Origin of the sequence: Rhodococcus sp. B10 (genome assembly GCF_011770055.1) — a bacterium.
GTDB lineage: Bacteria > Actinomycetota > Actinomycetes > Mycobacteriales > Mycobacteriaceae > Rhodococcoides > Rhodococcoides kyotonensis_B.
The window spans coordinates 104,125-126,859 of the sequence record NZ_JAAFYV010000010.1 but is presented as its reverse complement, the minus strand read 5'-3'; the positions used below and the strand labels follow the sequence as shown (position 1 = coordinate 126,859).

Here is a 22,735-nt window from a genome sequence, read left to right as displayed (position 1 = left end):
GTGATCACCCGCCTCTCTCAGCTGTTTCTCCGCACTCTCCGCGACGACCCCGCGGACGCCGAAGTCGACAGCCACAAGCTGTTGGTTCGCGCCGGATACGTCCGGCGCATCGCGCCCGGCGTCTACTCCTGGTTGCCGTTGGGGCTCAAGGTGTTGCGGCAGATCGAGAAGGTCGTTCGGGAAGAGATGAATGCGATCGGCGCGCAGGAGATCTCGCTGCCCGCACTGCTACCGCGTGAGCCCTACGAAGCGACGAACCGCTGGACCGAATACGGCGACGCACTGTTCCGACTGCAGGACCGCAAGGGCAACGACATGCTGCTCGGTCCGACGCACGAGGAGCTGTTCGCGCTGACGGTCAAGGGTGAGTACAACTCGTACAAGGACTTGCCGGTCACGCTGTACCAGATTCAGACCAAGTACCGCGACGAAGAGCGTCCGCGTGCAGGCATCCTGCGCGGCCGCGAGTTCGTGATGAAGGACTCGTACTCGTTCGATCTCGACGAGGACGGTCTGAAGGCGTCGTACAACGCACATCGCGAGGCGTATCAGCGCATCTTCGAACGTCTCGGTGTCAAGTACGTCATCGTGGCGGCGACGTCGGGAGCCATGGGCGGAAGCGCGTCGGAAGAGTTCCTGGCCGAGAGCGAGATCGGCGAGGACACCTACGTGCGTTGCGTCGAATCGGGCTATGCGGCCAACGTCGAAGCCGTCACGACGCCTGCGCCGGACCCGCTGCCCATCGAGGGTCAGCCCGCCGCGGTGGACCACGAGACGGGCGACACACCGACCATCGCGACGCTCGTCGACTGGGCCAACTCGGCCGACCTCGGCCGCACGATCACCGGCGCAGACACCCTCAAGAACATTCTGCTGAAGGTACGGAACGCGGAAGGGGAGTGGGAACTTCTCGCGATCGGCCTGCCCGGCGACCGCGAGGTCGACGAGAAGCGGCTCGAGGCAGCGCTCGAACCCGCGGAGTTCGAACTGCTCACCGACGCGGACTTCGCGGCCAATCCGTTCCTGGTCAAGGGCTACATCGGTCCGCGTGCACTGCAGGCGAACGGTGTTCGCTACCTCGTCGATCCCCGGGTCGTCGACGGCACGTCGTGGATCACCGGCGCCGACATCGGGGGCAAGCACGTCGTGAACCTCGTCGCCGGCCGTGATTTCACACCCGACGGCACCATCGAGGCAGCCGAGGTGCGAGACGGCGACCCGTCGCCCGACGGCCAGGGCACGCTGGTCTCGGCGCGCGGAATCGAGATCGGCCACATCTTCCAACTCGGCTACAAGTACACCGACGCGTTCTCCGTCGACGTTCTCGGCGAGACCGGCAAGCCGGTCCGACTCGTCCAGGGTTCGTACGGTGTCGGCGTGTCCCGGCTGGTCGCGGTCGTCGCCGAGCAGATGCACGACGACAAGGGCCTGCGCTGGCCTGCCGAGATCTCGCCGTACGACGTGCACCTCGTCATCGCCAACAAGGACGACGCCGCCCGCGAAGGCGCAGAGTCCATCGCGTCGGCGCTCGACGTGCAGGGCCTGGAGGTCCTGTTCGACGACCGCAAGGCATCGCCTGGCGTGAAGTTCAAGGATTCCGAGCTGCTCGGCATGCCGCTCGTGGTCGTGGTCGGTCGCGGATGGGCCGATGGCAAGGTCGAGATCCGCGATCGGTTCTCCGGTGAGAGCCGAGAGGTCGACAGGGATGCCGCCGTCGCCGAGATCGTGAAGGCAGTTCGCCCTACCGCCTGATTTCCACTCGGGCTCGGTTACCCCTTGATAGCTTCGGGGGTAACCGAGTGTGAGAGGTGATTCGCCGTGGCCGGTTTCTCGCTGTTCGATCCGACGACATTCGACGGTGCACAGTTCGACGACGAGACGGCGCGGCAACTCCGTGCCGTGATCGACTGGTTCGAGAACCGAGGCAAAGCCAGGTTGCTCGACGACGACCTCAATGCGGTCTGGACGGCCGACTTCCTCGATTTCGTCGCCGAGGAGAAAATCTTCGCGACGTTCTGCACCCCGCAGGCGTATGCGAACGGGGACCCGAACAAACGCTGGGATGCGTTTCGCAACGCTCAGTTGAGCGAGATCCTCGGGTTCTACGGGCTGTCCTACTGGTACGCCTGGCAGGTCACCGTTCTCGGCCTCGGGCCGATCTGGATGAGCGACAACGACGCGGCCAAGCGTCGTGCCGCCGAGCAGTTGGACGCAGGTGGCGTCATGGCGTTCGGCCTGTCCGAGCGCGCGCACGGCGCCGACGTCTACTCCACCGACATGCTCCTCACGCCCACGGACGACGGTTTCATGGCGTCGGGGGAGAAGTACTACATCGGTAACGGCAACGTCGCAGGCATGGTCTCGGTCTTCGGTCGGCGCACCGACACCGTGTCTTCTGGTCAGTCCGCAGGCTCCGCTCCTGCCCAATCCGGTCACTCCGCGGGCTCCGCTCCTGCCGAATCCGGTCACTCCGCAGGCTCCGCTCCTGCCGACTCCGGTCACTCCGCAGGCTCCGCTCCTGCCGGCCCAGATGCCTATGTCTTCTTCGTCGCAGACTCGTCCCACCCGAATTTCGTGTTGCGCGGCAACGTGGTTCACGGTCAGATGTACGTCAGCACGTTCGCGCTCGAGAACTACCCGGTGCGTGAGGAGGACATCCTCCACACTGGGGCCGACGCGTTCTCCGCGGCGCTGAACACTGTCAACGTCGGCAAGTTCAATCTGTGCACCGGATCGATCGGCATCACCGAGCATGCCTTCTACGAAGCGATCACACATGCGCACAATCGAATTCTCTACGGCAACCGCGTCACCGAGTTTGCGCACGTGCGAGCGAGTTTCGTCGACTCTTACGCGCGGCTGGCGGCGATGAAACTGTTCAGTGCACGCGCGGTCGACTACTTCCGGTCTGCGACGCTGGACGACCGTCGATATCTGCTGTTCAATCCGATGACGAAAGCCAAGGTCACGTCCGAAGGCGAGACGGTCGTGCGGTTGCTGCACGACGTCGTCGCCGCCAAGGGCTACGAGAAGGATACGTACTTCCGGGAGGCGGCGCAGTTGATCGGCACGCTTCCGAAACTCGAGGGGACAGTGCACGTCAACGTCGCGCTGATGCTCAAGTTCATGCCGTCCTACATGTTCGCGCCCACCGAGTACCCGGAAGTCGGTGTGCGCGACGACGCCTCCGACGACACCTTCTTCTTCGCGCAAGGTCCGGCCCGTGGCGCGAGCAAGGTGCGATTTCACGACTGGAAACCCGTGTACGAGAAGCACTCTCATGTGCCGAATGTCGCCCGCTTCCACGAACAAGCCCTGGCGTTCGAGCAGTTCCTGGCCGAGGCGGCACCCGACGAGAACCAGCAGACGGATCTCGACTTCCTGCTGAATGTTGGTCACTTGTTCTCGCTGATCGTGTACGGGCATCTCGTTCTCGAACTGGCGGAACGTATTTCGACGCCCTTGCTGGATCAGATCTTCGACTTCCAGGTTCGCGACTTCTCCGGCTATGCCGTCGCGCTGCACGGAAAGCCGTCGTCGACGGAGGCTCAGCAACGTTGGGCGCTCGGTGCGATCCGCAAACCCTTCGCCGACAAAGCACGTTTCGACGCGGTGTGGAACGAAGTCGTTGCCTACGACGGTGCCTACGAGATGAAAGCCTGAGGTTATCGACGACTCTCGACCCGGGAAAACGTACAAACTGCGGCTACCTTGATCCTAGAACGGTGCTGGGTCATCGGCGTCTACCCTTTCTTTGCCGGTGATGTCGACGTTCCAGGGGTCGGTGGGTTGCTCGTGGGTGGTTGTCTCGCTGGTCTTCTCGGCCTGGCTGGTCTTCTCGGCCTGGCTGGTCTTGTCGGGCTCGACGGGCGGTGGGGCTGTCGATTCCGGTTCGTGTGATGTCTTTTCGCATGCGGGTCTGCGTTTGCGGGGTATGTGTGGTGTGAGTGTGTGGCCGGTGAGATCGGTTGCGCCGACGCTGCTTCCGGGGAGGGTGACGGCGGTGCTGTCGGAGTTCGATGTCCAGTGTTCAATGGCTCCGGCGAGCATGGTGGTGTGCCAGGCGCCCATGGTTTTGAGGGAGTGGTGGTAGCGGCACAGGCAGTGCAGGTTGGTCAGGATTGTCCAGCCGCCGCGGGCGGGGTCGTGGTGGAGGTAGGGGATGATGTGGTCGAGTTCGCAGCTGGCTGCGGGTACGTCGCAGCCGGGGAATCGGCAGGTGCGGTCGCGGTGGCGGACCAGGTCGGCGAGCTGTGCGCGGGGCTTGTACTGCAGCGCCCCGGCGGGTGGTTCGCTGAATCCGCCGTGGCCGTCGGGGTAGAGCGCTTGGGCGACTGCGGGGTTGGCGGCGATCGCTTTCTCGAGGGCAGCGATGAGCGTGTAGGAGCCGCGGTAGGGGCCGGTGTCGGCGGGGACGGTCTGTGCGCGAGCGGCGCCTGCTGCGGGTTTCGGGAGGTTCAGGCCGCGTCGGCGTCGCCCGCGTCCGAGTGGGTGGAACGTCAGATGATCGACAGATGCCGGGAGTCCGGTAGCCGCTGAGCCATTTCCGGATTCAGCCGCGGCGTCCCCGGGATCACCCTGCTCGGCGCTTTGTTCGCCGACCGTTCCTTCAGAGCTTTCGTGACCGGCCGTTCCTTCGGCCGCGCCGTCGTTCTCTTCGCCTTCGCGTTCGTTTTGGTCGGCGGCAGTGGTCTTGCTGTTCGCGTCCTGCTCGTCGGTGTCGGCGGCAGTGTTCTCACTCTCCGCCGTCTCGGGGGCCTCGGTGGTCTCGGTCTCCGCCCTCTCGCCGTCGGCCTCATTTTCGCCGCCTCCGCCGCTGCAGGTCTCGTCGCTAGCCCGACTCTCGTCGTCAGCCTCGCTCGCGTCGCTTACTTCGTCGTTGTCGGCCGTGTCGTCGGCTGTGGTGGTGATCTGGAGTTCGTCGGCGATGTTGCGGGCTTCGGTGATGACGATCTGCCAGTCACTGTTGGCGGCGAGTTCGCGGGCGTAGGCGGCGTCGATGAGGCCGTGTCCGGCGAGGTAGGCGGGTAGATCGTTCAATGCGGCGAGGGTGGCGAGGTCGATGGTGATCGAGGTCAGTGGTACTCGCCGGTCGGGCAGGGTTCGGTTGGCGGTGCAGGGGTGGTCTTCGTCGACTTCGCAGGTGCAGGCGAGATGGGTTTCGCGCCGCATGCATGCGGTGTAGGCGGCGGCGAGGCGTTGGCTGCGGGTACGGGGGTCTCGCGGGCATACGGTGGCGGCCATTTCGGTGATCGCTTGCCAGCAGGCGGCGGCGTCGGCGGCGTCGAGGGTTGCTTCGATGGTGGCGATCAGGTCTTTGTCGCGGTAGCGCACTCCGGTGAGCTTTTTCAGGTCTTCCCGTGTTTCGGCGACTTCGTCGGGTGCGGTGCGCTGGATGATGGCGGCGATTTCGGTGGCCAATGGTCCGGGCGAGAGCCTTCTGGCGGCGTGTAGTACTTCGGCTTCGATCCGGGTGGCAGCATCCAAAGACAGCGGGGAGGTGACGCGGTAGATCGCGCGGACGCGGGCGAGGTCGAGTTCGCCTAATTCGAATGCGGCTTTGATCGCGGGCAGTCGTAGGCGTAAATCCATGCCGATTTCGGCGAAGGTGTCTGCGACGGTTTTCGAGCAGCCCAAAATTTTCGCGGTTTCGGATGCGGCGTAGTTACCGGCATCGGTGATCAGGTCCCCGACTTGGATGGTTTGGTGGATGCACGAATCCCATATGTGGGCTGCGAGAGCGACTTTGCGCGCGCAGGCCTGATTTTCCAGGACCGCGACCTGCGACAGTTCACCCAACAGGTCGGTGTCGATGACCGGTTTCTTCTGTGGTCCGACGTATTTCGCGAACGCGCTGCGCTCCGTGAACGGCATGGATTCAAGCCCCCCGACTCGATTCGAACTTGTGTTCGACTATATCACCGGAGTTTGGGATGTCAAGGAAACTGGTTGTCTCGCAGTGCATTACGATCGAACAGCAATATCACATGCCACCGACAAGAACCGCGAATCGGCGAGCAGCGTCCATCGTGCTCGTCCTGTGAGTGGGGCGGGCTCGGCAAGCGAGCGCTGTCTCAGGGGATATGGGACAACTGTGACTCACAACTTCGTGAACTACTTTGTAGTGAACCGCTGATTTGCCGCGGCTCAACGAGGGTCAGTGCGCAGCCTGCGGGCCCGAATCATCCACTCGCACAACGCTCCGAAGCTGTTCCAGGGTCGGCCCGAAGGAGCATGACGCGAGTTCGCTCAGTGCCTGGTCGTCGGTGTGTTCGGGTGCTTGCATTGCGAGCAGACAGTTGAGCAACATGCCGTGGGCGATGAAGTCCCGTGCCTCGTCGGGTGTGCATCCGGTGCCCTCGCGAATCTGGGTGAAGATTGCGCCCATCCCGGCGCGGCCCTGAGCTCCGATGTCCGGGATGCTGCCGGCGGTGAAGCCGTGCATCATCACGAGCAGCAGATCGCGGTCTGCGACGAGTTGGGTGTAGGCGGCCCCGAGTGCTGCCCACACGTCGTCGTCGGGGTACGGCTCGTCGCCGCCCAGGACTTTCTCGAACGCGGCCATGATGCCGTCGATTGCGCGTTGGAACACCAGGCGGAACAGTTCGCCCTTGGTGCCGAACATGCGTACCACGTAGGGCTGCGACACACCTGCTTCCTTGGCGACGGCATCGGTGCTGGTGCCGGCGAACCCGCCTCTCGCGAACGCGCGCATCGCGGCGTCGAGCACGAGCTCACGTCGGTCCGATGCATCCATGCGTGTGGTCTTCGTCGGCGTTGCCATGTTGACAGATTATCAGTCGATTACTAGCGTCATTGCACAAGTAATCATTAGATGCTTACAACTCCGGTGACAGCGAAGGTGACTCCGATGACCACGACATCCCCGCCAGTTCCACCGAGCGAGCGCACCATTCCGATCTGGGTCGGAATCGTTGCCGCGTCGCTCCCGATGTTCATGGCAACACTCGACAATCTGGTGATGACCAGTGCACTTCCGGTGATTCAGGCCGACCTCTCCGCATCCGTCGGGGAACTGCAGTGGTTCATGAACGCGTACACCCTGAGCTTCGCGACGTTGATGCTCGTCGCGGCGACACTCGGAGACAGGTGGGGTCGACGACGCGTCTTCCTCGGCGGAATCGCCGTCTTCACGCTCGCGTCGATCGCGTCGGCCCTCGCCACGACGCCGGCGATGCTGATCGCGGCTCGTGCGGTCCAGGGTGCGGGCGCGGCAGCGATCATGCCGTTGTCGCTCACGCTGCTCGCGTCGGTCGTGCCCGCGGCCAAGCGTCCGCTCGCCATCGGAATCTGGGGTGGCGTCTCCGGGCTCGGTGTCGCGCTCGGTCCCGTCGTCGGTGGTGCCGTTGTCGACGGCGTCGCATGGGAAGGCATTTTCTGGATCAACGTCCCCGTCGCCCTGATCGCGGTTCCGCTCGCTCTCGTCGCGTTGAAGGAATCGCTCGGGCGCAGGCAGCCGCTCGACTACACCGGAGTTCTGTCGGCCGGGGCGAGCGTGTTCCTGCTCGTCTGGGCTGTCGTGCACGGAAACGACGACGGATGGGCCTCGACCTCGGTGCTTCTGACGTTCGCCGGATCCGCCGTCGCGATGATCGTCTTCGTGGCGAGGCAACGACGCGCATCGTCCCCTGTGGTGCCGTTGCGTCTGTTCCGCTCGCGCAGCTTCTCGCTCGCGAACGTCATCGGAGTGACGTTCACCCTCGGCATGTTCGGTGCGGTGTTCCTGCTGTCGCAGTATCTGCAGATCGTCATGGGCTACAGCCCGTTCCAGGCTGGTCTGCGGACGCTGCCGTGGACAGCGGCGCCGATGGTCGTCGCGCCGCTGGCCGGGCTCCTCGCGCCGAGGCTCGGTCTGCGAGCGTTGCTCGTCGCGGGCCTGACGCTCCAAGCCGGATCTCTGGTGTGGATGGCCGCGATTCTCGAGCCGGGAACGTCCTACGTGAGCATGGTGCCCGCGCTGGCGATGGCAGGCATCGGTATGGGGTTGACCTTCGCACCCTCGGCCACCGCCGTCCTGGCCGACATGGCCGAGGTCGACCATGCCACTGCGAGCAGCACCAACTCGACGATTCGCGAAATCGGCGTCGCGCTCGGCATCGCGGTACTGACCGCCGTGTTCCTCGGGGCAGGCGGCACATTGACGCCCACCGGCTACACCGACGCGCTCGCTCCCGCGCTTCTCGTCGGAGCCGGAGCGGTCGCGCTCGGAATCGTCGCCGCGCTGTTCATGCCGGGAAGAACCGGTGCCGAGTCGGTCAGGGCTGACCGGGGAACGGAACCGACGACGGAGACACTCCCAGGATCTCGCGCCAATTCGCCAGTCGCAGTGCCGCTTCCGTGAGTGCAGCGATTCCGGTCTCCCGTGTGGGACCGGAATTGCTGCGTTCGATCACCGACCGCCACGCGATCGACGTGTCGACCTCGGCTTGGGCTGCGAGTTGTGCTGCTGAGACTGGGTCGGTCACGGCAAACGGAATCGAGTAGGCCGGACTGGGAAGCGGCGCAGTCACGCTCGCAGCTTTCAATGCATCGATCGTCGCGTCGCGCCGGGCTCGATGCGCCGCGGCGTTCGTCGCGACGAGGTCCGCACGCGTCGGATTCGAGAAGGCGCCGACGACGCCGTAGGCGAATACTGCCGCGTACTCGGCGTTCAGCGCGTCGACGAGAGCCTGCTGTTCTTCTCCGAGCTCGTTCATGCGAGCACCACCGACACCTCGACGGCGCATGCCGCGCTGACGGATCCGAGAAGGCCTGCGCGGTAGCCGGACTCTTCGCGCGCGGAACCGGCTGCGGCACGCTGGGATTCGCTCAGCAGGCTCTTCAACTCGTCCCGTGTCGGTGGGGGAGTTGGTGCCTGGGTGGTCGTCGGACTCGCGGTCGTGGTCTCGTTCGGGTCGGTCCCCGCGACGCGGTCGATCTCCGCGGAAATCGCCGACGCATGGGCTTCTCGTTCGGACTGCACGACCCCGAGCGGGCCTGCGAGATCGGGCAGCGTCGCGATTGCGGCACCCGCGGCCGCCGCGTCGCGGCGCGCGAGATTCAGGTGCTGAGTCAGTGTGTCGACGGTGGCTGCGGTCTCGGCGCCGGACGAACATCCTGCGGTCGCCGCCAGCCCGACGGTGGAGAGAACGACACCGCCGGTCAACCGCAACGCGGTTCGACGACTGAGTGTGGGAGAAATCGCGGACGTCGGCACGTTCGACATCGTGCCAGGTGTCCTTCGGATCCGGCGAACCCGCACCTGGTCACGAACACCTCGAAATGGCGCTAGGCTGTACGTTCGATCCCCGAGACGTTCGACCCCTGTGTCGAACGCGACCACAACTGAACGAGGAGTTCGCGAGAGATGCCTGTTCCGTCGAAGGAGAGGGTCGTCGCGCTCCTGTCCGATCTGGTCCACGACCGAGGTTTCGACCTCGAGGACGTGACGGTCGTCTCGGCGGGCAAGCACAGCGCCGTGCGCATCATGGTGGACCGTGAAGAAGGTACGGGCCTCGACGCGCTTCCTGCTCTCAGTCAAGAGATCTCGGAATTGTTCGACGGCGTCTCCGATTTCGGTGAAGCGCCGTACACGCTCGAGGTGACGACGCCGGGGATCGATCGCCCGCTCACCGAGGAGCGTCACTGGCGACGCGCCCGCGGCCGCAAGGTCCGCGTCGAGGTGGCGGACGAGAAGTTCGACGGCCGAGTCGGTGCTCTGGACGGCGGATCGATCACGTTGGTGACGCGGACCAAGGGCGTACTGGCGACTCGGGTCGTCGCATTGTCGGATATCTCGAAAGCCGTTGTGCAGGTGGAATTTTCGCCGCCCAAGGAAGACGAGATGGAATTGGCGGGCGGGGTGTTCGGCAGTCGTCCCAGGCCGGCCGACGCCGACGAGATCGTGAACGTGGACACACCGGAAGAAGGGTTCGACAAGTGAATATCGACATTGCAGCGCTCCGCGCCATCGAGGCGGACAAGGGAATCTCGATCGACATGGTCATCTCGACCATCCAGACCGCCTTGCTGACTGCATACCGCCACACCGAGGGGCATCAGCCGCACGCGTGGATCGACGTCGACCGCAAGTCCGGCTCGGTGCGTGTGATGGCGAAAGAAATCGACGCCGACGGCAACACGATCTCCGAATGGGACGACACTCCCGAGGGCTTCGGCCGGATCGCGGCGACCACCGCGCGTCAGGTCATTCTCCAGCGGCTCCGCGACGCCGAACACGAGAAGTCGTTCGGCGAGTACGCGACGCACGAGGGCGAGATCGTCGGTGGCGTCATCCAGCGTGACACGCGAGCAAACGCCAAGGGCACCGTGATCGTGCGGATCGGCAGCGACGCCAACGGCGCGGACGGCCTGTTGCCGCCCGCGGAGCAGGTCCCGGGCGAGACGTACGAGCACGGCGAACGCATCAAGTGCTATGTCGTCGGCGTCACACGCGGACAGCGCGGACCGCAGATCACGCTGTCGCGTACGCACCCGAACCTGGTACGCAAGCTCTTCGCGCTCGAAGTTCCCGAGATTGCCGACGGCTCGGTGGAAATCGTCGCGGTGGCACGTGAGTCCGGTCACCGATCCAAGATCGCCGTCCACTCGACCGTGTCGGGCCTCAACGCCAAGGGCGCGTGCATCGGCCCGATGGGTCAGCGTGTGCGGAACGTGATGAGCGAGCTCGCCGGCGAGAAGATCGACATCATCGACTTCGACGACGATCCCGCCACCTTCGTCGGTAACGCGCTGTCGCCGTCCAAGGTGGTGTCGGTCACCGTCGTCGACGCGGCTGCCCGCGCCGCTCGCGTCGTCGTGCCGGAATACCAGCTGTCGCTCGCGATCGGCAAGGAGGGTCAGAACGCCCGACTCGCTGCTCGTCTGACCGGTTGGCGTATCGACATCCGCAGCGACGCGGCCGCGGCACCCGAGTCGACCAGCGCATAAGGGTGGAATGCGGAGATCGGGGCAAGACAGCGCTAGACTGGTCGATGGTTCGGAACGATCTCACTGCCCGAGGTCACGAGAGCACCGGTTCGATGCATGACAGTCGGCCGGTGCGCACTTGTGTCGGATGCAGGGAGCGAGCTCCGGCCTCCGATCTGCTGAGGGTCGTGGTTCGAGATCGGCATTCTTCGGAATCCGTCGTAGTACCCGACCTTCGTCACCGGCTTCCCGGACGTGGTGCATGGCTGCATCCCGTAGCGGTTTGTTTGGAGAACGCAGAACGGCGCCGAGCTTTCGGTAGAGCGTTACGCGTGTCGGGAACAGTCGACACGTCGGAGGTTGTTGCTTTCATCGAAAGCAGAAACCTGTGAGGTCTCGGCCTCGCACACGCATCGAGGCGGCAGTCTTTACCAGCGACAGAGCTTCACCCGTCGAGAAGAACAGGCAACAGCACTGATGAGCACACCGTGAAGCACCAACGATGAACGTCCATCGGAGATAACCCGAGGTCGTGCGGGCTTAATGCCTCGCTCGGCCTCTCAGTGAGGAGAGCAGTGGCAGGCAAGGCCCGCGTGCACGAGTTGGCCAAAGAACTCGGTGTCACAAGCAAGGAACTACTCGCACGGCTCAAAGAGCAAGGCGAGTTCGTCAAATCTGCATCGTCCACGGTCGAGGCGCCGGTAGCGCGTCGTATCCGTGAGTCGTTCCCGTCCGCGAAGTCGGACGCCCCTTCGGGCAACGGTCGTAGCTCGGATGCACCCAAGCCCAGCACCGGCGCAAAGCCCGGTGGACCGCGTCCCGGCCCCAAGCCGGCACCCCGTCCGGCTCCGTCCGCGCCCGCAGCACCTGCGGCGCAGACTCCCGCAGCACCTGTAGCGCAGACACCGGCTGCCCCCGCGGCACCGGCTGCATCCACCCCGGCGCCGACGTCGGCGCCCCGCCCGACCCCGGCTCGTCCGGCTGCACCGTCGCCGTCCGCACCTGCGGCACCCGCTCCTCAGGCGCCCGCAGCGTCGGCTGGATCGCGTGAAGCAGCACGTCCGGCAGCTCCGAAGCCCGGCGCTCCCGGCCCGAAGCCGGGCCCGAAGGCGCCTCGCGTCGGTAACAACCCGTACTCGTCCGCTCCGGCGGAACGGCCCGCGCCTCGTCCGGCACCGGGTGGACCTCGTCCGGGCGGCAACCGTCCGGCTCCTGGCCAGGGCGGTCCCCGTCCGGCTCCCGGCCAGGGCGGTCCCCGTCCGGCTCCCGGCCAGGGCGGTCCCCGTCCGGCTCCCGGCCAGGGCGGACCTCGCCCGTCTCCCGGCTCGATGCCTCCTCGTCCGAACCCGGGCGCGATGCCGTCTCGTTCGGCGCGCCCCGCACCGGGTGGTCGTCCGGGTCGTCCCGGCGGAGCACCGGGCGGTCGTCCCGGTGGCGGCGGCGGTGGATACCGCGGCGGCGGCGGAGCTCCCGGTGCACCCGGCGGCGCTCCCGCAGGCGGAGCAGCAGGTGGTTTCCGTGGTCGCCCCGGCGGCGGCGGTCGTCCCGGACAGCGTGGCGCTGCAGCAGGTGCTTTCGGTCGTCCCGGAGGCGCACCTCGTCGTGGACGTAAGTCGAAGAGGGCGAAACGCGCCGAGTACGAGAGCATGCAGGCTCCCGCAGTCGGCGGCGTGCGGTTGCCCCGTGGCAACGGCGAGACCATTCGCCTCGCCCGCGGTGCATCGCTGTCCGACTTCGCGGACAAGATCGACGCGAACCCGGCTGCACTCGTGCAGGCGCTGTTCAACCTCGGCGAGATGGTCACGGCAACGCAGTCGGTCAACGACGAGACGCTAGAGCTTCTCGGCAGCGAGATGAACTACGTGGTCCAGGTCGTCAGCCCCGAGGACGAGGATCGCGAGCTGCTCGACAGCTTCGACCTGACCTACGGCGAGGACGAGGGCGGCGAGGAAGACCTCGAACAGCGTCCTCCGGTGGTCACCGTCATGGGCCACGTCGACCACGGTAAGACCCGACTGCTCGACTCGATCCGCAAGGCCAACGTCCGTGAGGGCGAGGCAGGCGGCATCACGCAGCACATCGGTGCCTACCAGGTTCTGACCGAGCTCGAAGGCAGCGAACGGCTCGTCACCTTCATCGACACCCCGGGTCACGAGGCGTTCACCGCCATGCGTGCTCGTGGTGCCAAGGCGACGGACCTCGCGATCCTGGTCGTCGCAGCCGACGACGGCGTCATGCCGCAGACGGTCGAGGCGATCAACCACGCGCAGGCAGCAGATGTGCCGATCGTGGTCGCGGTCAACAAGATCGACAAGGAAGGCGCGAACCCGGACAAGATCCGGCAGCAGCTCACCGAATACGGTCTCGTGGCCGAGGAGTACGGCGGCGACACGATGTTCGTCGACATCTCGGCGAAGCAGGGCACCAACATCGACGCACTGCTCGAAGCAGTGCTACTGACGGCGGACGCTGCTCTCGACCTGCGAGCGAACCCGGACATGGACGCTCAGGGTGTCGCCATCGAGGCGCACCTCGATCGTGGACGCGGACCGGTGGCGACCGTGCTCATCCAGCGCGGAACGCTCCGCGTCGGAGATTCGATCGTGGCCGGAGACGCCTATGGACGTGTCCGTCGCATGGTCGACGAGCACGGCGAGGACGTCACCGAGGCGCTGCCGTCGCGGCCCGTCCAGGTCGTCGGCTTCACGTCGGTACCGGGTGCAGGTGACAACCTGCTCGTGGTCGACGAGGACCGCATCGCACGTCAAATCGCCGATCGACGCAACGCCCGCAAGCGCAACGCGTTGGCAGCGAAGAGTCGTAAGCGCATCAGCCTCGACGATCTCGATGCAGCGTTGAAGGAGACTTCGCAGCTGAACTTGATCCTCAAGGGTGACAACTCGGGAACCGTCGAGGCTCTCGAGGAGGCGTTGCTCGGGATCCAGATCGACGACGAGGTCGAGCTGCGCGTCATCGACCGCGGTGTCGGTGGCGTCACGGAGACCAACGTCAACCTGGCGTCGGCATCCAACGCGATCATCATCGGCTTCAACGTTCGAGCGGAAGGCAAAGCCACCGAGCTCGCCAACCGCGAGGGCGTCGACATCCGGTACTACTCGGTCATCTACCAGGCAATCGACGAGATCGAGAAGGCCCTCAAGGGCATGCTCAAGCCGGTGTACGAAGAGGTCGCTCTCGGCCAGGCCGAGATTCGCGCGCTGTTCCGTTCCTCGAAGGTCGGAAACATCGCCGGTTGCCTCGTCACCTCCGGTACTGTGCGTCGCAATGCGAAGGCACGACTGCTGCGTGACAACGCCGTGGTCGCCGAGACGGTCACGATCTCCTCGCTTCGCCGCGAGAAGGACGACGTCGTCGAGGTTCGCGAGGGGTACGAATGTGGTCTGACGGTCACGTACTCGGACATCAAGGTGGGCGATGTCATCGAGGCGTACGAGCTTCGCGAGAAGCCACGCGACTAGTTCGCGCGGTGCGAGTGGTAGTGGAGCAAGGGGAGTAACACTGCACTCGATCGGACAACCGGCGGCGGTACTTTCGGGTACCGCCGCCGGATCGTTCGGTCGAACACGATCGAAGGATGGCCGCGTGTATCTGGGTGCTCTCGAGCTGGACGTGCTGCTGGGAGACGTGCGTTCGCTCGACGAAAAGCGTTCGATGGTCGAGCCCGTTCTGGCTGCGCTCAAGCAGTTCGGAGTGTCCGCGACCGAGGCAGGGGAAAGATCGCGCATGCGCCGGTCACTGTTCGGCGTCGCCGTGGCGGGATCGGATGTCGACGGTTTGCACGACATGCTGGACGAATGCGAGCGTCACGTCGCCGAACGCCAGGATCTGGAATTGTTGGCGGTCAGAAGAAGAGTGTTCGGCCCCGAGGACTGAACCGGGGATAGTTGTTCGAGGAGCGTGAAAGTTCATGGTGGATCAAGCGAGAGCTCGTAGGCTCGCCAAGCGGATTTCGTCCATCGTCGCGACAGCGATAGATCACGAGATCAAGGATCCACGCCTGGCGTACGTGACGATCACCGACTGCAAGGTGACCGCAGATCTGCACGACGCGACGGTGTTCTACACGGTGCGAGGCGAGAGCCTCGACGCCGAGCCCGATCTCGCCGGTGCAGCCGCCGGACTGGAAAAAGCGAAGGGCGTGCTTCGCTCGAAGGTCGGTGCGGGCACGGGCGTCCGGTTCACTCCGACGTTGACGTTCGCGACGGATACCGTCCCGGATACTGCACGTCACATGGAAGAACTGCTCGAGCGTGCCCGTCAGGCCGACAGCGAGGTGGCTCGCGTCGCCGCGTCGGCGAAGCCCGCGGGTGAGGCCGATCCGTACAAGGCCCCGCGCGAGACGACCGAGAGTTCCGAGTCCACCGACCTGGACTGAACGAGGTGACGATGACTCCAGGCACGTCGTCGGACACGACGGTCGACGACAAGTTCGCCCAGGCGATTTCGTTGCTCGAAGCAGCGAGCACGGTCACCGTGCTGTGTCACGTGCAGCCGGACGCGGACACCATCGGCAGCGGTCTCGCGCTGGCCATCGTGCTGAAGCGTCGCGGCGTGGACGTCGAGGTGTCCTTCGCCACGCCGAGCGAACTGCCGGAGTCCATGAGCGAGCTTCCCGGCCGCGAGATGTTGGTCTCGGCCGGGGAAGTTCGTCGCGGTGTCGACCTGGTGGTGTCGGTCGACGCGGGTAGCCGAGGGCGGCTCGGCGATCTCGGCGACTGCCTCGACGCGGCGGACGCGTCTCTCGTCATCGACCACCATCGGTCGAACACGCGGTTCGGCACGTTGAACGTCGTCGATCCAGCTGCCGAATCGACGACGGCCGTCATCACGCGCCTGCTCGACGCCTGGAGCGTCGACATCGACGCCGACATAGCGCACTGTCTATTCGCCGGTCTCGTCACCGACACCGGCTCGTTCCGATGGGTCCGTCCCGGATCCCATCTGCTCGCCGAGCGTCTGCTCGCGACGGGTATCGACGGCGCCGCCATCGCCCGCCAGTTGTTGGACAGTCACCCGTTCGGGTGGTTGCCCATGCTCGGTTCCGTGCTCGGCTCGGCGACGCTCGTGCCGGAGGCCGTCGCGGGGCTCGGACTGGTGTACGCGGCCATCCTCTGCTCCGATTCCGCCGGTCTGCGATCCGAAGAAATCGAAAGCGTCATCGACATCGTGCGCACGACGTCCGAAGCCGAGGTCGCGGCGGTGTTCAAACAGCAGACCGCCGACGAGTGGACGGTGTCACTGCGGTCGAAGTCGTCCGTCGACGTCTCGGTCGTCGCGGCGACGCTCGGAGGCGGCGGGCACCGCAACGCCGCCGGCTTCACCGCGTTCGGGACCAAGGAAACCGTCGTCGCGGCGCTGATCGAGGCGCTCGGCTGATCGATGGCTTCGACAGACGCGTTCGTCGGCCGTGACGCGAGTGCTCGCAGGATTCTGGGTCTTGCGCTGCCCGCCCTCGGTGTACTGGCGGCCGAACCCCTCTATCTGTTGTTCGACGCCGCAGTCGTCGGTCGACTCGGTGCGCTGCCCTTGGCGGGTCTGGCCGTGGGCGGCCTCGTCCTCGCTCAGGTCAGTACCCAACTGACCTTCCTGTCGTACGGCACGACGGCCCGTGCGGCACGCATGCACGGCGCCGGACGCGAACGCGACGCCATCGGGGAGGGTGCCCAGGCCACGTGGCTCGCCCTGATGCTCGGTATCGCGATCATCGGTGTGATGCAGGTGCTGTGCGGACCGATTCTGTCGGTCATCGGTGGCGGCGGTGACATCTCGGCGGAGGCGACGCTCTGGTTCCGCGTCGCAGTGCTCGGCGTCCCGTTCATTCTGGTGTCGTTGGCCGGAAACGGCTGGATGCGCGGGGTGCAGAACACGAGGCGACCGCTGATGTTCGTGGTGTCCGGACTCGGTCTGTCCGCGATTCTGTGTCCGCTGCTCGTGCACGGGCTGTTCGGTTTTCCGCGGCTCGAACTCGTGGGATCGGCGGTTGCGAACGTCGTCGGCCAGGCGGTGGCCGGCGCGTTCTTCATCGCCGCGGTGCTCCGAGCAGGCGTGCCGCTGCGGCCCGACTGGTCGATCATGCGCGCTCAGCTGGTGCTGGGGCGCGACCTCGTTCTGCGGAGCTTGGCGTTCCAGGCGTGTTTCCTGTCGGCGGCAGCAGTCGCGTCGCGCTTCGGTGCGGCGGCCGTCGCGGCGAACCAGGTCGTCCTGCACCTGTGGAATCTCGTCTCTTTGACACTCGACTCGTTGGCCATTGCCGCCCAGACGCTCGTCGGTGCTGCACTGGGCCGAGGAGACAGCAGGGGCGCGACCCGACTCGGCTGGCGGCTGACGGTGTGGTCCACCGTGTTCGCGCTCGTCCTCGCGGCGGTGTTCGCGCTCGGACTGCCGGTCATCCCGAACCTGTTCACCAGCGACAGCGCAGTGATCGACGAGATGGCGTCGATCTGGTGGATCTTCGTCGTCATCGTTCCGATCGCAGGCGTCGTGTTCGCGCTCGACGGGGTGCTGCTCGGCGCAGGAGATGCCGCGTTCCTCCGTACTGCCACGCTGGCGTGCGCGCTCGTGGGTTTCCTGCCGGCGATCTGGCTGGCGTTGGCGTTCGACTGGGGCTTGCGCGGAATCTGGTGTGGCCTCGGCATCTTCGTGACCTTGCGGATGGTCGCGGTGGTCGCGCGGACGTTGTCGGGCAAATGGACCCTCGTGGGAGCCGACATCCAGCGCAGGTCGGCCTGACGGTCATCGGGACGCCGGGTGCAGCGCCACCTCGTGACTCTTGACGACGAAGTACACCTGCTTGCCGGGTTCGAGATCGAGCTCCCGCGCGGCCGTGGGCGTCACATCCGCGGCGACGCCGGGGGAGCCGTCGGGGTTGTCGGACCCGCGAAGCCGAACCGTCGCGCCGTGCACGTCGATCTCGGCGAGGGTCACCGGCAGCACGTTGCGAGGGCTGCCGTGGGGTGGCTCGGAATACACGGCGACGGAGGCAGGCGAGAAGACCGCGACCGCCGAGCCGTCGGCGACATCTCCGTGACCGAACACCTCGAGGCCCCACGGCGTTCGAATAGACCCCGAACCGTCGACGTGGCCCGGCAGCAGATTGACCCCCGCGATGCGGGCGGCGAACGAACTGCGGGGTGCGGTGAGGACCTCCGTCGTCGTACCGCGTTCGACGATTCGGCCCGACTCGACGACAACGACGGTATCCGCGAGCGCGAGAGCGTCGAGCAGGTCGTGGGTGACGATGACGGCCGTTCGATGCTGGTCACGTAGGACCGTGCGGAGCAGCCGTCGCACGGCAGGCGCGGTCCCGACGTCGAGTGCCGACATCGGCTCGTCCAACAGCAGAACACGGGGGTCGGCGGCGAGGGCGCGTGCGATCGCGATGCGCTGAGCCTGACCTCCCGACAGCTGCGACGGTCTGCGTCCGGCGAGGTCGGCAGCGTCGACGGCCGTCAACCAGTCGTGCGCGATACGGCGTGATTCTCGACGTCCGACGCCCCGGCTTCGGGGTGCGAAGGCGACGTTGGCCTCGGCGGTCAGATGAGGAAACAGCAGCGCTTTCTGCGTCAGTGTTGCGACGCCACGCGCATGGGCGGGGACGAACGTGCCGTCCGTCGTGTCGGTGACGACGTCGGATCCGAGAACGACGCGTCCGCGGTCGGGGCGCAGGAGACCCGCGACAAAAGACAGCAGTGTCGACTTGCCTGCGCCGTTGGGCCCGAGGACGGCCACCACCTCGCCGTCGTCGATCTCCATGTGGAAGTCGACGTCGCGGCCGGTGATCTCGGCGCAGAGGGAAACGGATGTCACAGTGCACCTGCCAGTCGGCGGCCTCGTGCCGCGAGCACGATGACTGCGGCGACGGCGATCAGCAGCAGCGACAGTGCCACCGCGGCGTCGGCGTCGGTCTCACGCTGGAGGTAGATCTCCAGCGGCAGCGTTCTGGTGACGCCCTGCAGCGAGCCGGCGAAGGTCAGGGTTGCGCCGAATTCACCGAGTGCGCGCGCGAACGCCAGCACGGCGCCCGACACGAGACCCGGAAGAACCAGAGGAACGGTGACCCGTCGCAACACCGTCGTCGGGCGGGCTCCGAGTGTGGCGGCGACCGTCTCGTAGTCGCGTCCCGAACTGCGCAGTGCGCCTTCGAGGCTCACGACGAGAAACGGCAACGACACGAACGTCTGCGCGAGAACCACTGCTGTCGTGGAGAAGGCGATGCCGATGCCCCACGCGTCGAGATATTCGCCGAGCAGCCCGAGCCGGCCGAAGGTGTAGAGCAGTGCGATACCGCCGACGACGGGAGGCAGGACGAGGGGGAGCAGCACGAGTGCCCGCAGCACGGACAAGCCGGGAAAGTCCGTGCGGGCGAGCACGAGAGCCATCGGCACGCCGAAGACGACGCACAGGCATGTGCTCGTCGCGGCGGTCTTCAGGCTCAGCAGAAGTGCGCTCTTCGACGCATCCGACGTGATCAGCGGCACGAAATTCGGCCAGTCGATCTTCAGGATGATCGCCACGAGAGGTGCGACGACGAAGAGCGCACCGATCGCGGCCGGAACGAAGACCCACGCCGGAATCCCGACGCGTACGTCGTTCCCGCGCCGAGCAGAGGTCACGGCGCGCCGAATCCTGCCTCTGTCAACACGCGTCGGCCGGTATCGGACGTCACGAGAGCAACGAATGCTGCTGCGGTGCCGGCATTGTCGCTGCTGTTCAGTGTTGCGATCGGGTAGGTGTTGACGGCTTCCGCGGATTCCGGGAAGTCGACCGTCGCCACCTGGTCGCCGACGCCTGCTGCGTCGGTCACGTAGACCAGTCCGGCATCGGCCTGGCCGGAGGTGACCTTGCCGAGCACGTCCGTCACCGCGGATTCCTCGCTGACGGCAGGGATCTCGGTGCCGGTGGCGTCCTCGACCTTTTTCGTCGCGCTACCGCAGGGGACTTGAGGTGCGCAGATGACGGTCAGCACGTCGGGGTCGGCCAAGTCGGCGAACGAGGTGACGTTCTTCGGGTTTCCGGGCGCGGTGACGATGGTCAGCGTGTTGGTGGCGAAGTTCGCCGGCTCGCCCGCGACCAGGTCGCCGTCGACGGCCTTGGTCATGTTGCTGGTGTCCGCCGACGCGAACACGTCGGCGGGCGCACCCTGAATCAGCTGGGTGACGAGGTCGGACGAGCCCGCGAAGTTGAATTCGACGTTCGTACCGGGGTTTTCGGCCTCGAACGTCTCGCCGAGTTCGGTGAACGTCGTCTTCAGCGACGCGGCGGCGAACACCGTGATGTCACCGGTGACGGCGCCGCTCGATGCTGTGGCCGATGCGTCGGAGTCGCTGTTCGTATCCGGGTTCGAACAGCCGGCAACGAGAGCTGCGGATGCTCCGACAGCGGCGAGCGTGGCGAGGGTGCGATTCACGGAGGGTTCCTTCGTCTTCGGGGCAGGGTTCAGGGTGCTTCGACGATGACGGTCGTCGCCTTCACCACGGCGACGGCGACCTTGCCGGGTTCGAGGTCCAGATTCCGCACGGATTCGGTGCTCATGAGCGAGACGACGGTGAACGGTCCGCACTGCATTTCCACCTCACTCATGACGGTGTCCGAGGTGACCTTCGTGACGAGGCCGACGAGGCGATTGCGTGCCGAACTTCCGGTTCCGGTCGGGTCCGGAGGAGGCGACGCGTTCTCCCGGGCGAACCTCGCGAGGTCTCGACCGTCGACGACCTTCCGGCCTGCCTCGTCCTTGGTCGACGCGAGTGTGCCGCCGTCGATCCACCTACGTACGGTGTCGTCGCTCACTCCGAGGAGAGCAGCAGCGTCCTTGACGCGAATCCTCGAATGCGGCATGAATCGAACTGTAGACCAGCGCCTGCGGAACCGGTCGGGTGGGTCAGCGGCGTCTGCGTGCGTTCACGAAGCGTGCGAGAACCATCGCGGCCATCAGCGCGATGCCGCATACGACTGCGGTCAGAAGGAAACCGGTGACGAAGTCATCCGATGCGATGCCTGCCAGGAGTGCTGCCATCACCGTGATGACGATTGCGGCGCGCATGCCGCCCTTCTCGGAGGCGGAGAGATTTCCCATGGCTCGATTGTGACACCGGGGTGTCGACCCGCCCACGCGCCTGTGGGAATCGTCGAGCAGGATAGGGCGTTGGTAGTTCTTCGAATCGAGTAACGCTCCATCGGAAGGACGGCGTAGTTGACAGCCAAGCTCTGGGCAGTGAGTGACATCCATATCGGGCACCGCGGCAATCGTCCGGTGACCGAGGCGATCGCACCCGAGTCGCCGGAGGACTGGCTCATCGTCGCCGGCGACGTCTCGGAGAAGACCGACGACATCAAGTGGGCGCTGGAGCATCTGCGCAGCAAGTTCGCGAAGGTCATCTGGGTTCCCGGAAACCACGAGCTGTGGACCACCGCCAAGGATCCCGTGCAGATCCACGGCGTCGCCCGGTACGAGTATCTGGTGAATCTGTGCCGCGAGATCGACGTCGTCACTCCGGAGGATCCCTACCTCGTGTGGGAAGGCGAAGGCGGGCCCGCGACCCTCGTGCCGATGTTCCTGCTCTACGACTACTCGTTCCTCCCGCGCGGCGCGATCGACAAGGAGCACGGGCTGACGATCGCCCGCGACAAGAACGTCGTCGCCACCGACGAGTTTCTGCTGTCGCCGCAGCCGTACGCGACCCGAGACGCGTGGTGCCACGCGCGGATCGAATCGACTCGCGCGCGCCTGGACGCGCTCGACCTGTCGATCCAGACGGTGCTCATCAACCACTTTCCGCTGGTTCGGCAACCGACGGATGTGCTGATCTATCCCGAGTTCGCACTGTGGTGCGGTTCCACGCTCACCGCCGACTGGCACACGCGCTACAACGCTGTGTGCTCGGTGTACGGCCACCTGCACATTCCGCGCACCACGTTCTACGACGGCGTTCGGTTCGAAGAGGTGTCGGTCGGCTACCCGCGGGAATGGCAGCGACGCGGGTTGCCCGAGCAGGTCCTTCGTCAGATACTTCCCGTGCCCGAGTATCCGGCGGGGTCGTTGAACAAGTGGGGTGGCCATTTCAAGGTGACACCCGAAATGGAAGCCGAAGTCGAGAAGATGAGGTCGCAGCGTTGATCGAGTCCATCCTGCCGAGTGGCGTCGTCGCCGCGGAACTCTACGAGGACCCGCCCGGTCTCGCGCCGCATCCACTCGAGGCGCCGCTCGTGGCGAAGGCCGTCGACAAGCGCAAGCGGGAGTTCACGTCGGCGCGACACTGCGCGCGGGTCGCGATGGAGAAGTTGGGCGTCGAGCCCGCGCCGGTCATGCGGGGAGCGTCGGGTGCGCCGCAGTGGCCGAAGGGCGTGGTCGGCAGTCTCACGCACTGCGACGGATACCGCGCAGCAGCTCTCGCGTATTCGATGCAGGTGCGTTCGGTCGGTATCGACGCCGAACCACATGGGCCGCTGCCCGACGGAGTTTTAGACGCGGTCAGCATCGCCGCGGAACGGGACTGGCTCGCATCGCAGAACGACGACGGTACCCACTGGGATCGACTCTTGTTCTGCGCGAAGGAAGCCACGTACAAGGCGTGGGAGCCGCTGACCGGCCGCTGGCTCGGTTTCGAGGATGCGCACATCACGTTCGAACGCACCGGGGTCGGCGAGGACGTCTCCGGGACGTTCCATTCACGACTGCTGGTGCCCGGCGACACGCATGCCGGACCGGCGCTGACGTCGTTCGACGGGCGTTGGCTCGTCCAGGGCGGTCTGATCGTGACGGCGATCGCGGTCGTCTAGCGCGCGTCGG

The 22,735-nt window shown here is 65.8% G+C and carries 21 protein-coding genes and 1 pseudogene; 13 read left to right on the top strand and 9 right to left on the bottom strand.

Annotation, left to right across the window (positions count from 1 at the left end; translation table 11 throughout):
• Together RhoFasB10_RS09235 and RhoFasB10_RS26300 are read left to right on the top strand one after the other, a co-directional pair.
• On the top strand, positions 1-1,752 hold the full coding sequence (locus tag RhoFasB10_RS09235; protein WP_068428697.1) for a proline--tRNA ligase: 1,752 nt from the start codon (positions 1-3) through the stop codon (positions 1,750-1,752).
• A 66-nt stretch (positions 1,753-1,818) separates the two neighbouring features.
• Positions 1,819-3,663, top strand: coding sequence for an acyl-CoA dehydrogenase family protein (locus RhoFasB10_RS26300; protein WP_254303569.1), 1,845 nt, complete (start codon positions 1,819-1,821; stop codon positions 3,661-3,663).
• Between the two features lie 54 nt (positions 3,664-3,717).
• On the opposite strand, the gene RhoFasB10_RS26295 is transcribed toward RhoFasB10_RS26300, so the two are convergent.
• Together RhoFasB10_RS26295 and RhoFasB10_RS09215 are read right to left on the bottom strand one after the other, a co-directional pair.
• Entirely contained in the window at positions 3,718-5,874 is a 2,157-nt protein-coding gene (locus tag RhoFasB10_RS26295) for a DUF222 domain-containing protein (protein ID WP_240930985.1), read from the bottom strand.
• Between the two features lie 283 nt (positions 5,875-6,157).
• Positions 6,158-6,784: a TetR/AcrR family transcriptional regulator gene (locus tag RhoFasB10_RS09215; RefSeq protein ID WP_068428705.1), complete on the bottom strand. Its 627-nt coding sequence runs from the start codon at positions 6,782-6,784 to the stop codon at positions 6,158-6,160.
• Between the two features lie 87 nt (positions 6,785-6,871).
• Between RhoFasB10_RS09215 and RhoFasB10_RS09210 the strand changes: the two genes are divergently transcribed.
• Positions 6,872-8,362 (top strand): DHA2 family efflux MFS transporter permease subunit, encoded by a 1,491-nt coding sequence (locus RhoFasB10_RS09210; RefSeq protein WP_068428708.1) that lies wholly within the window; start codon positions 6,872-6,874, stop codon positions 8,360-8,362.
• Here the strand turns inward: RhoFasB10_RS09210 and RhoFasB10_RS09205 are convergent.
• Positions 8,277-8,717, bottom strand: a complete 441-nt coding sequence (locus RhoFasB10_RS09205) for a ferritin-like domain-containing protein (protein ID WP_068428712.1) — start codon at positions 8,715-8,717, stop codon at positions 8,277-8,279. The genes RhoFasB10_RS09210 and RhoFasB10_RS09205 overlap by 86 nt on opposite strands.
• Complete coding sequence (locus RhoFasB10_RS09200) at positions 8,714-9,226, bottom strand: hypothetical protein (protein ID WP_206030694.1); 513 nt, start codon at positions 9,224-9,226, stop codon at positions 8,714-8,716. Before RhoFasB10_RS09200 ends, RhoFasB10_RS09205 begins: the two co-directional genes overlap by 4 nt.
• A gap of 141 nt (positions 9,227-9,367) precedes the next feature.
• Here RhoFasB10_RS09200 and rimP point away from each other — a divergent pair, with 141 nt between their 5' ends.
• The 8 genes from rimP (at position 9,368) to RhoFasB10_RS09160 (ending at position 17,679) form a co-directional block, all read left to right on the top strand.
• Positions 9,368-9,943 carry a ribosome maturation factor RimP gene (rimP, locus tag RhoFasB10_RS09195; protein WP_167676122.1) on the top strand — a complete coding sequence of 192 codons (576 nt, stop codon included), beginning with the start codon at positions 9,368-9,370 and terminating at the stop codon, positions 9,941-9,943.
• The gene (gene nusA, locus RhoFasB10_RS09190) at positions 9,940-10,950 is read left to right on the top strand and encodes a transcription termination factor NusA (RefSeq protein ID WP_068428719.1); all 1,011 of its coding nucleotides are present in this window, start codon (positions 9,940-9,942) and stop codon (positions 10,948-10,950) included. Before rimP ends, nusA begins: the two co-directional genes overlap by 4 nt.
• 92 nt (positions 10,951-11,042) lie before the next feature.
• A complete protein-coding gene (locus RhoFasB10_RS09185; RefSeq protein WP_240930997.1) occupies positions 11,043-11,321 on the top strand; it encodes a YlxR family protein in 279 nt (92 codons plus the stop codon).
• A gap of 183 nt (positions 11,322-11,504) precedes the next feature.
• Complete coding sequence (gene infB / locus RhoFasB10_RS09180; protein ID WP_084423871.1) at positions 11,505-14,408, top strand: translation initiation factor IF-2; 2,904 nt, start codon at positions 11,505-11,507, stop codon at positions 14,406-14,408.
• Positions 14,409-14,532: 124 nt separating this feature from the next.
• Positions 14,533-14,823, top strand: coding sequence for a DUF503 domain-containing protein (locus RhoFasB10_RS26290; protein WP_068428733.1), 291 nt, complete (start codon positions 14,533-14,535; stop codon positions 14,821-14,823).
• A 34-nt stretch (positions 14,824-14,857) separates the two neighbouring features.
• Positions 14,858-15,325, top strand: a complete 468-nt coding sequence (rbfA, locus tag RhoFasB10_RS09170) for a 30S ribosome-binding factor RbfA (RefSeq protein ID WP_068428737.1) — start codon at positions 14,858-14,860, stop codon at positions 15,323-15,325.
• 11 nt (positions 15,326-15,336) lie between these two features.
• Positions 15,337-16,326, top strand: a complete 990-nt coding sequence (locus tag RhoFasB10_RS09165) for a bifunctional oligoribonuclease/PAP phosphatase NrnA (RefSeq protein WP_157105372.1) — start codon at positions 15,337-15,339, stop codon at positions 16,324-16,326.
• Positions 16,327-16,329: 3 nt separating this feature from the next.
• Complete coding sequence (locus RhoFasB10_RS09160; protein ID WP_068428742.1) at positions 16,330-17,679, top strand: MATE family efflux transporter; 1,350 nt, start codon at positions 16,330-16,332, stop codon at positions 17,677-17,679.
• A 3-nt stretch (positions 17,680-17,682) separates the two neighbouring features.
• On the opposite strand, the gene RhoFasB10_RS09155 is transcribed toward RhoFasB10_RS09160, so the two are convergent.
• From RhoFasB10_RS09155 to RhoFasB10_RS09135, 5 genes and pseudogenes are all read right to left on the bottom strand, one after another.
• Entirely contained in the window at positions 17,683-18,756 is a 1,074-nt protein-coding gene (locus RhoFasB10_RS09155) for an ATP-binding cassette domain-containing protein (RefSeq protein ID WP_346764373.1), read from the bottom strand.
• Positions 18,753-19,562, bottom strand: coding sequence for an ABC transporter permease (locus RhoFasB10_RS09150; protein WP_068428745.1), 810 nt, complete (start codon positions 19,560-19,562; stop codon positions 18,753-18,755). The genes RhoFasB10_RS09155 and RhoFasB10_RS09150 overlap by 4 nt, the downstream gene beginning before the upstream one ends.
• Positions 19,559-20,356, bottom strand: coding sequence for a molybdate ABC transporter substrate-binding protein (modA, locus tag RhoFasB10_RS09145; RefSeq protein ID WP_068428748.1), 798 nt, complete (start codon positions 20,354-20,356; stop codon positions 19,559-19,561). The genes RhoFasB10_RS09150 and modA overlap by 4 nt, the downstream gene beginning before the upstream one ends.
• Before the next feature lie 29 nt (positions 20,357-20,385).
• Positions 20,386-20,805, bottom strand: a pseudogene (locus tag RhoFasB10_RS09140) (TOBE domain-containing protein); the annotation flags it as partial.
• A gap of 22 nt (positions 20,806-20,827) precedes the next feature.
• On the bottom strand, positions 20,828-21,022 hold the full coding sequence (locus RhoFasB10_RS09135) for a hypothetical protein (RefSeq protein WP_068428750.1): 195 nt from the start codon (positions 21,020-21,022) through the stop codon (positions 20,828-20,830).
• 117 nt (positions 21,023-21,139) lie between these two features.
• Here RhoFasB10_RS09135 and RhoFasB10_RS26285 point away from each other — a divergent pair, with 117 nt between their 5' ends.
• Both RhoFasB10_RS26285 and npt read left to right on the top strand, forming a co-directional pair.
• Entirely contained in the window at positions 21,140-22,063 is a 924-nt protein-coding gene (locus RhoFasB10_RS26285; protein WP_068428751.1) for a metallophosphoesterase, read from the top strand.
• Positions 22,060-22,725: a 4'-phosphopantetheinyl transferase Npt gene (gene npt / locus RhoFasB10_RS09125; protein WP_068428758.1), complete on the top strand. Its 666-nt coding sequence runs from the start codon at positions 22,060-22,062 to the stop codon at positions 22,723-22,725. The genes RhoFasB10_RS26285 and npt overlap by 4 nt, the downstream gene beginning before the upstream one ends.
• Positions 22,726-22,735: the final 10 nt, after the last annotated feature.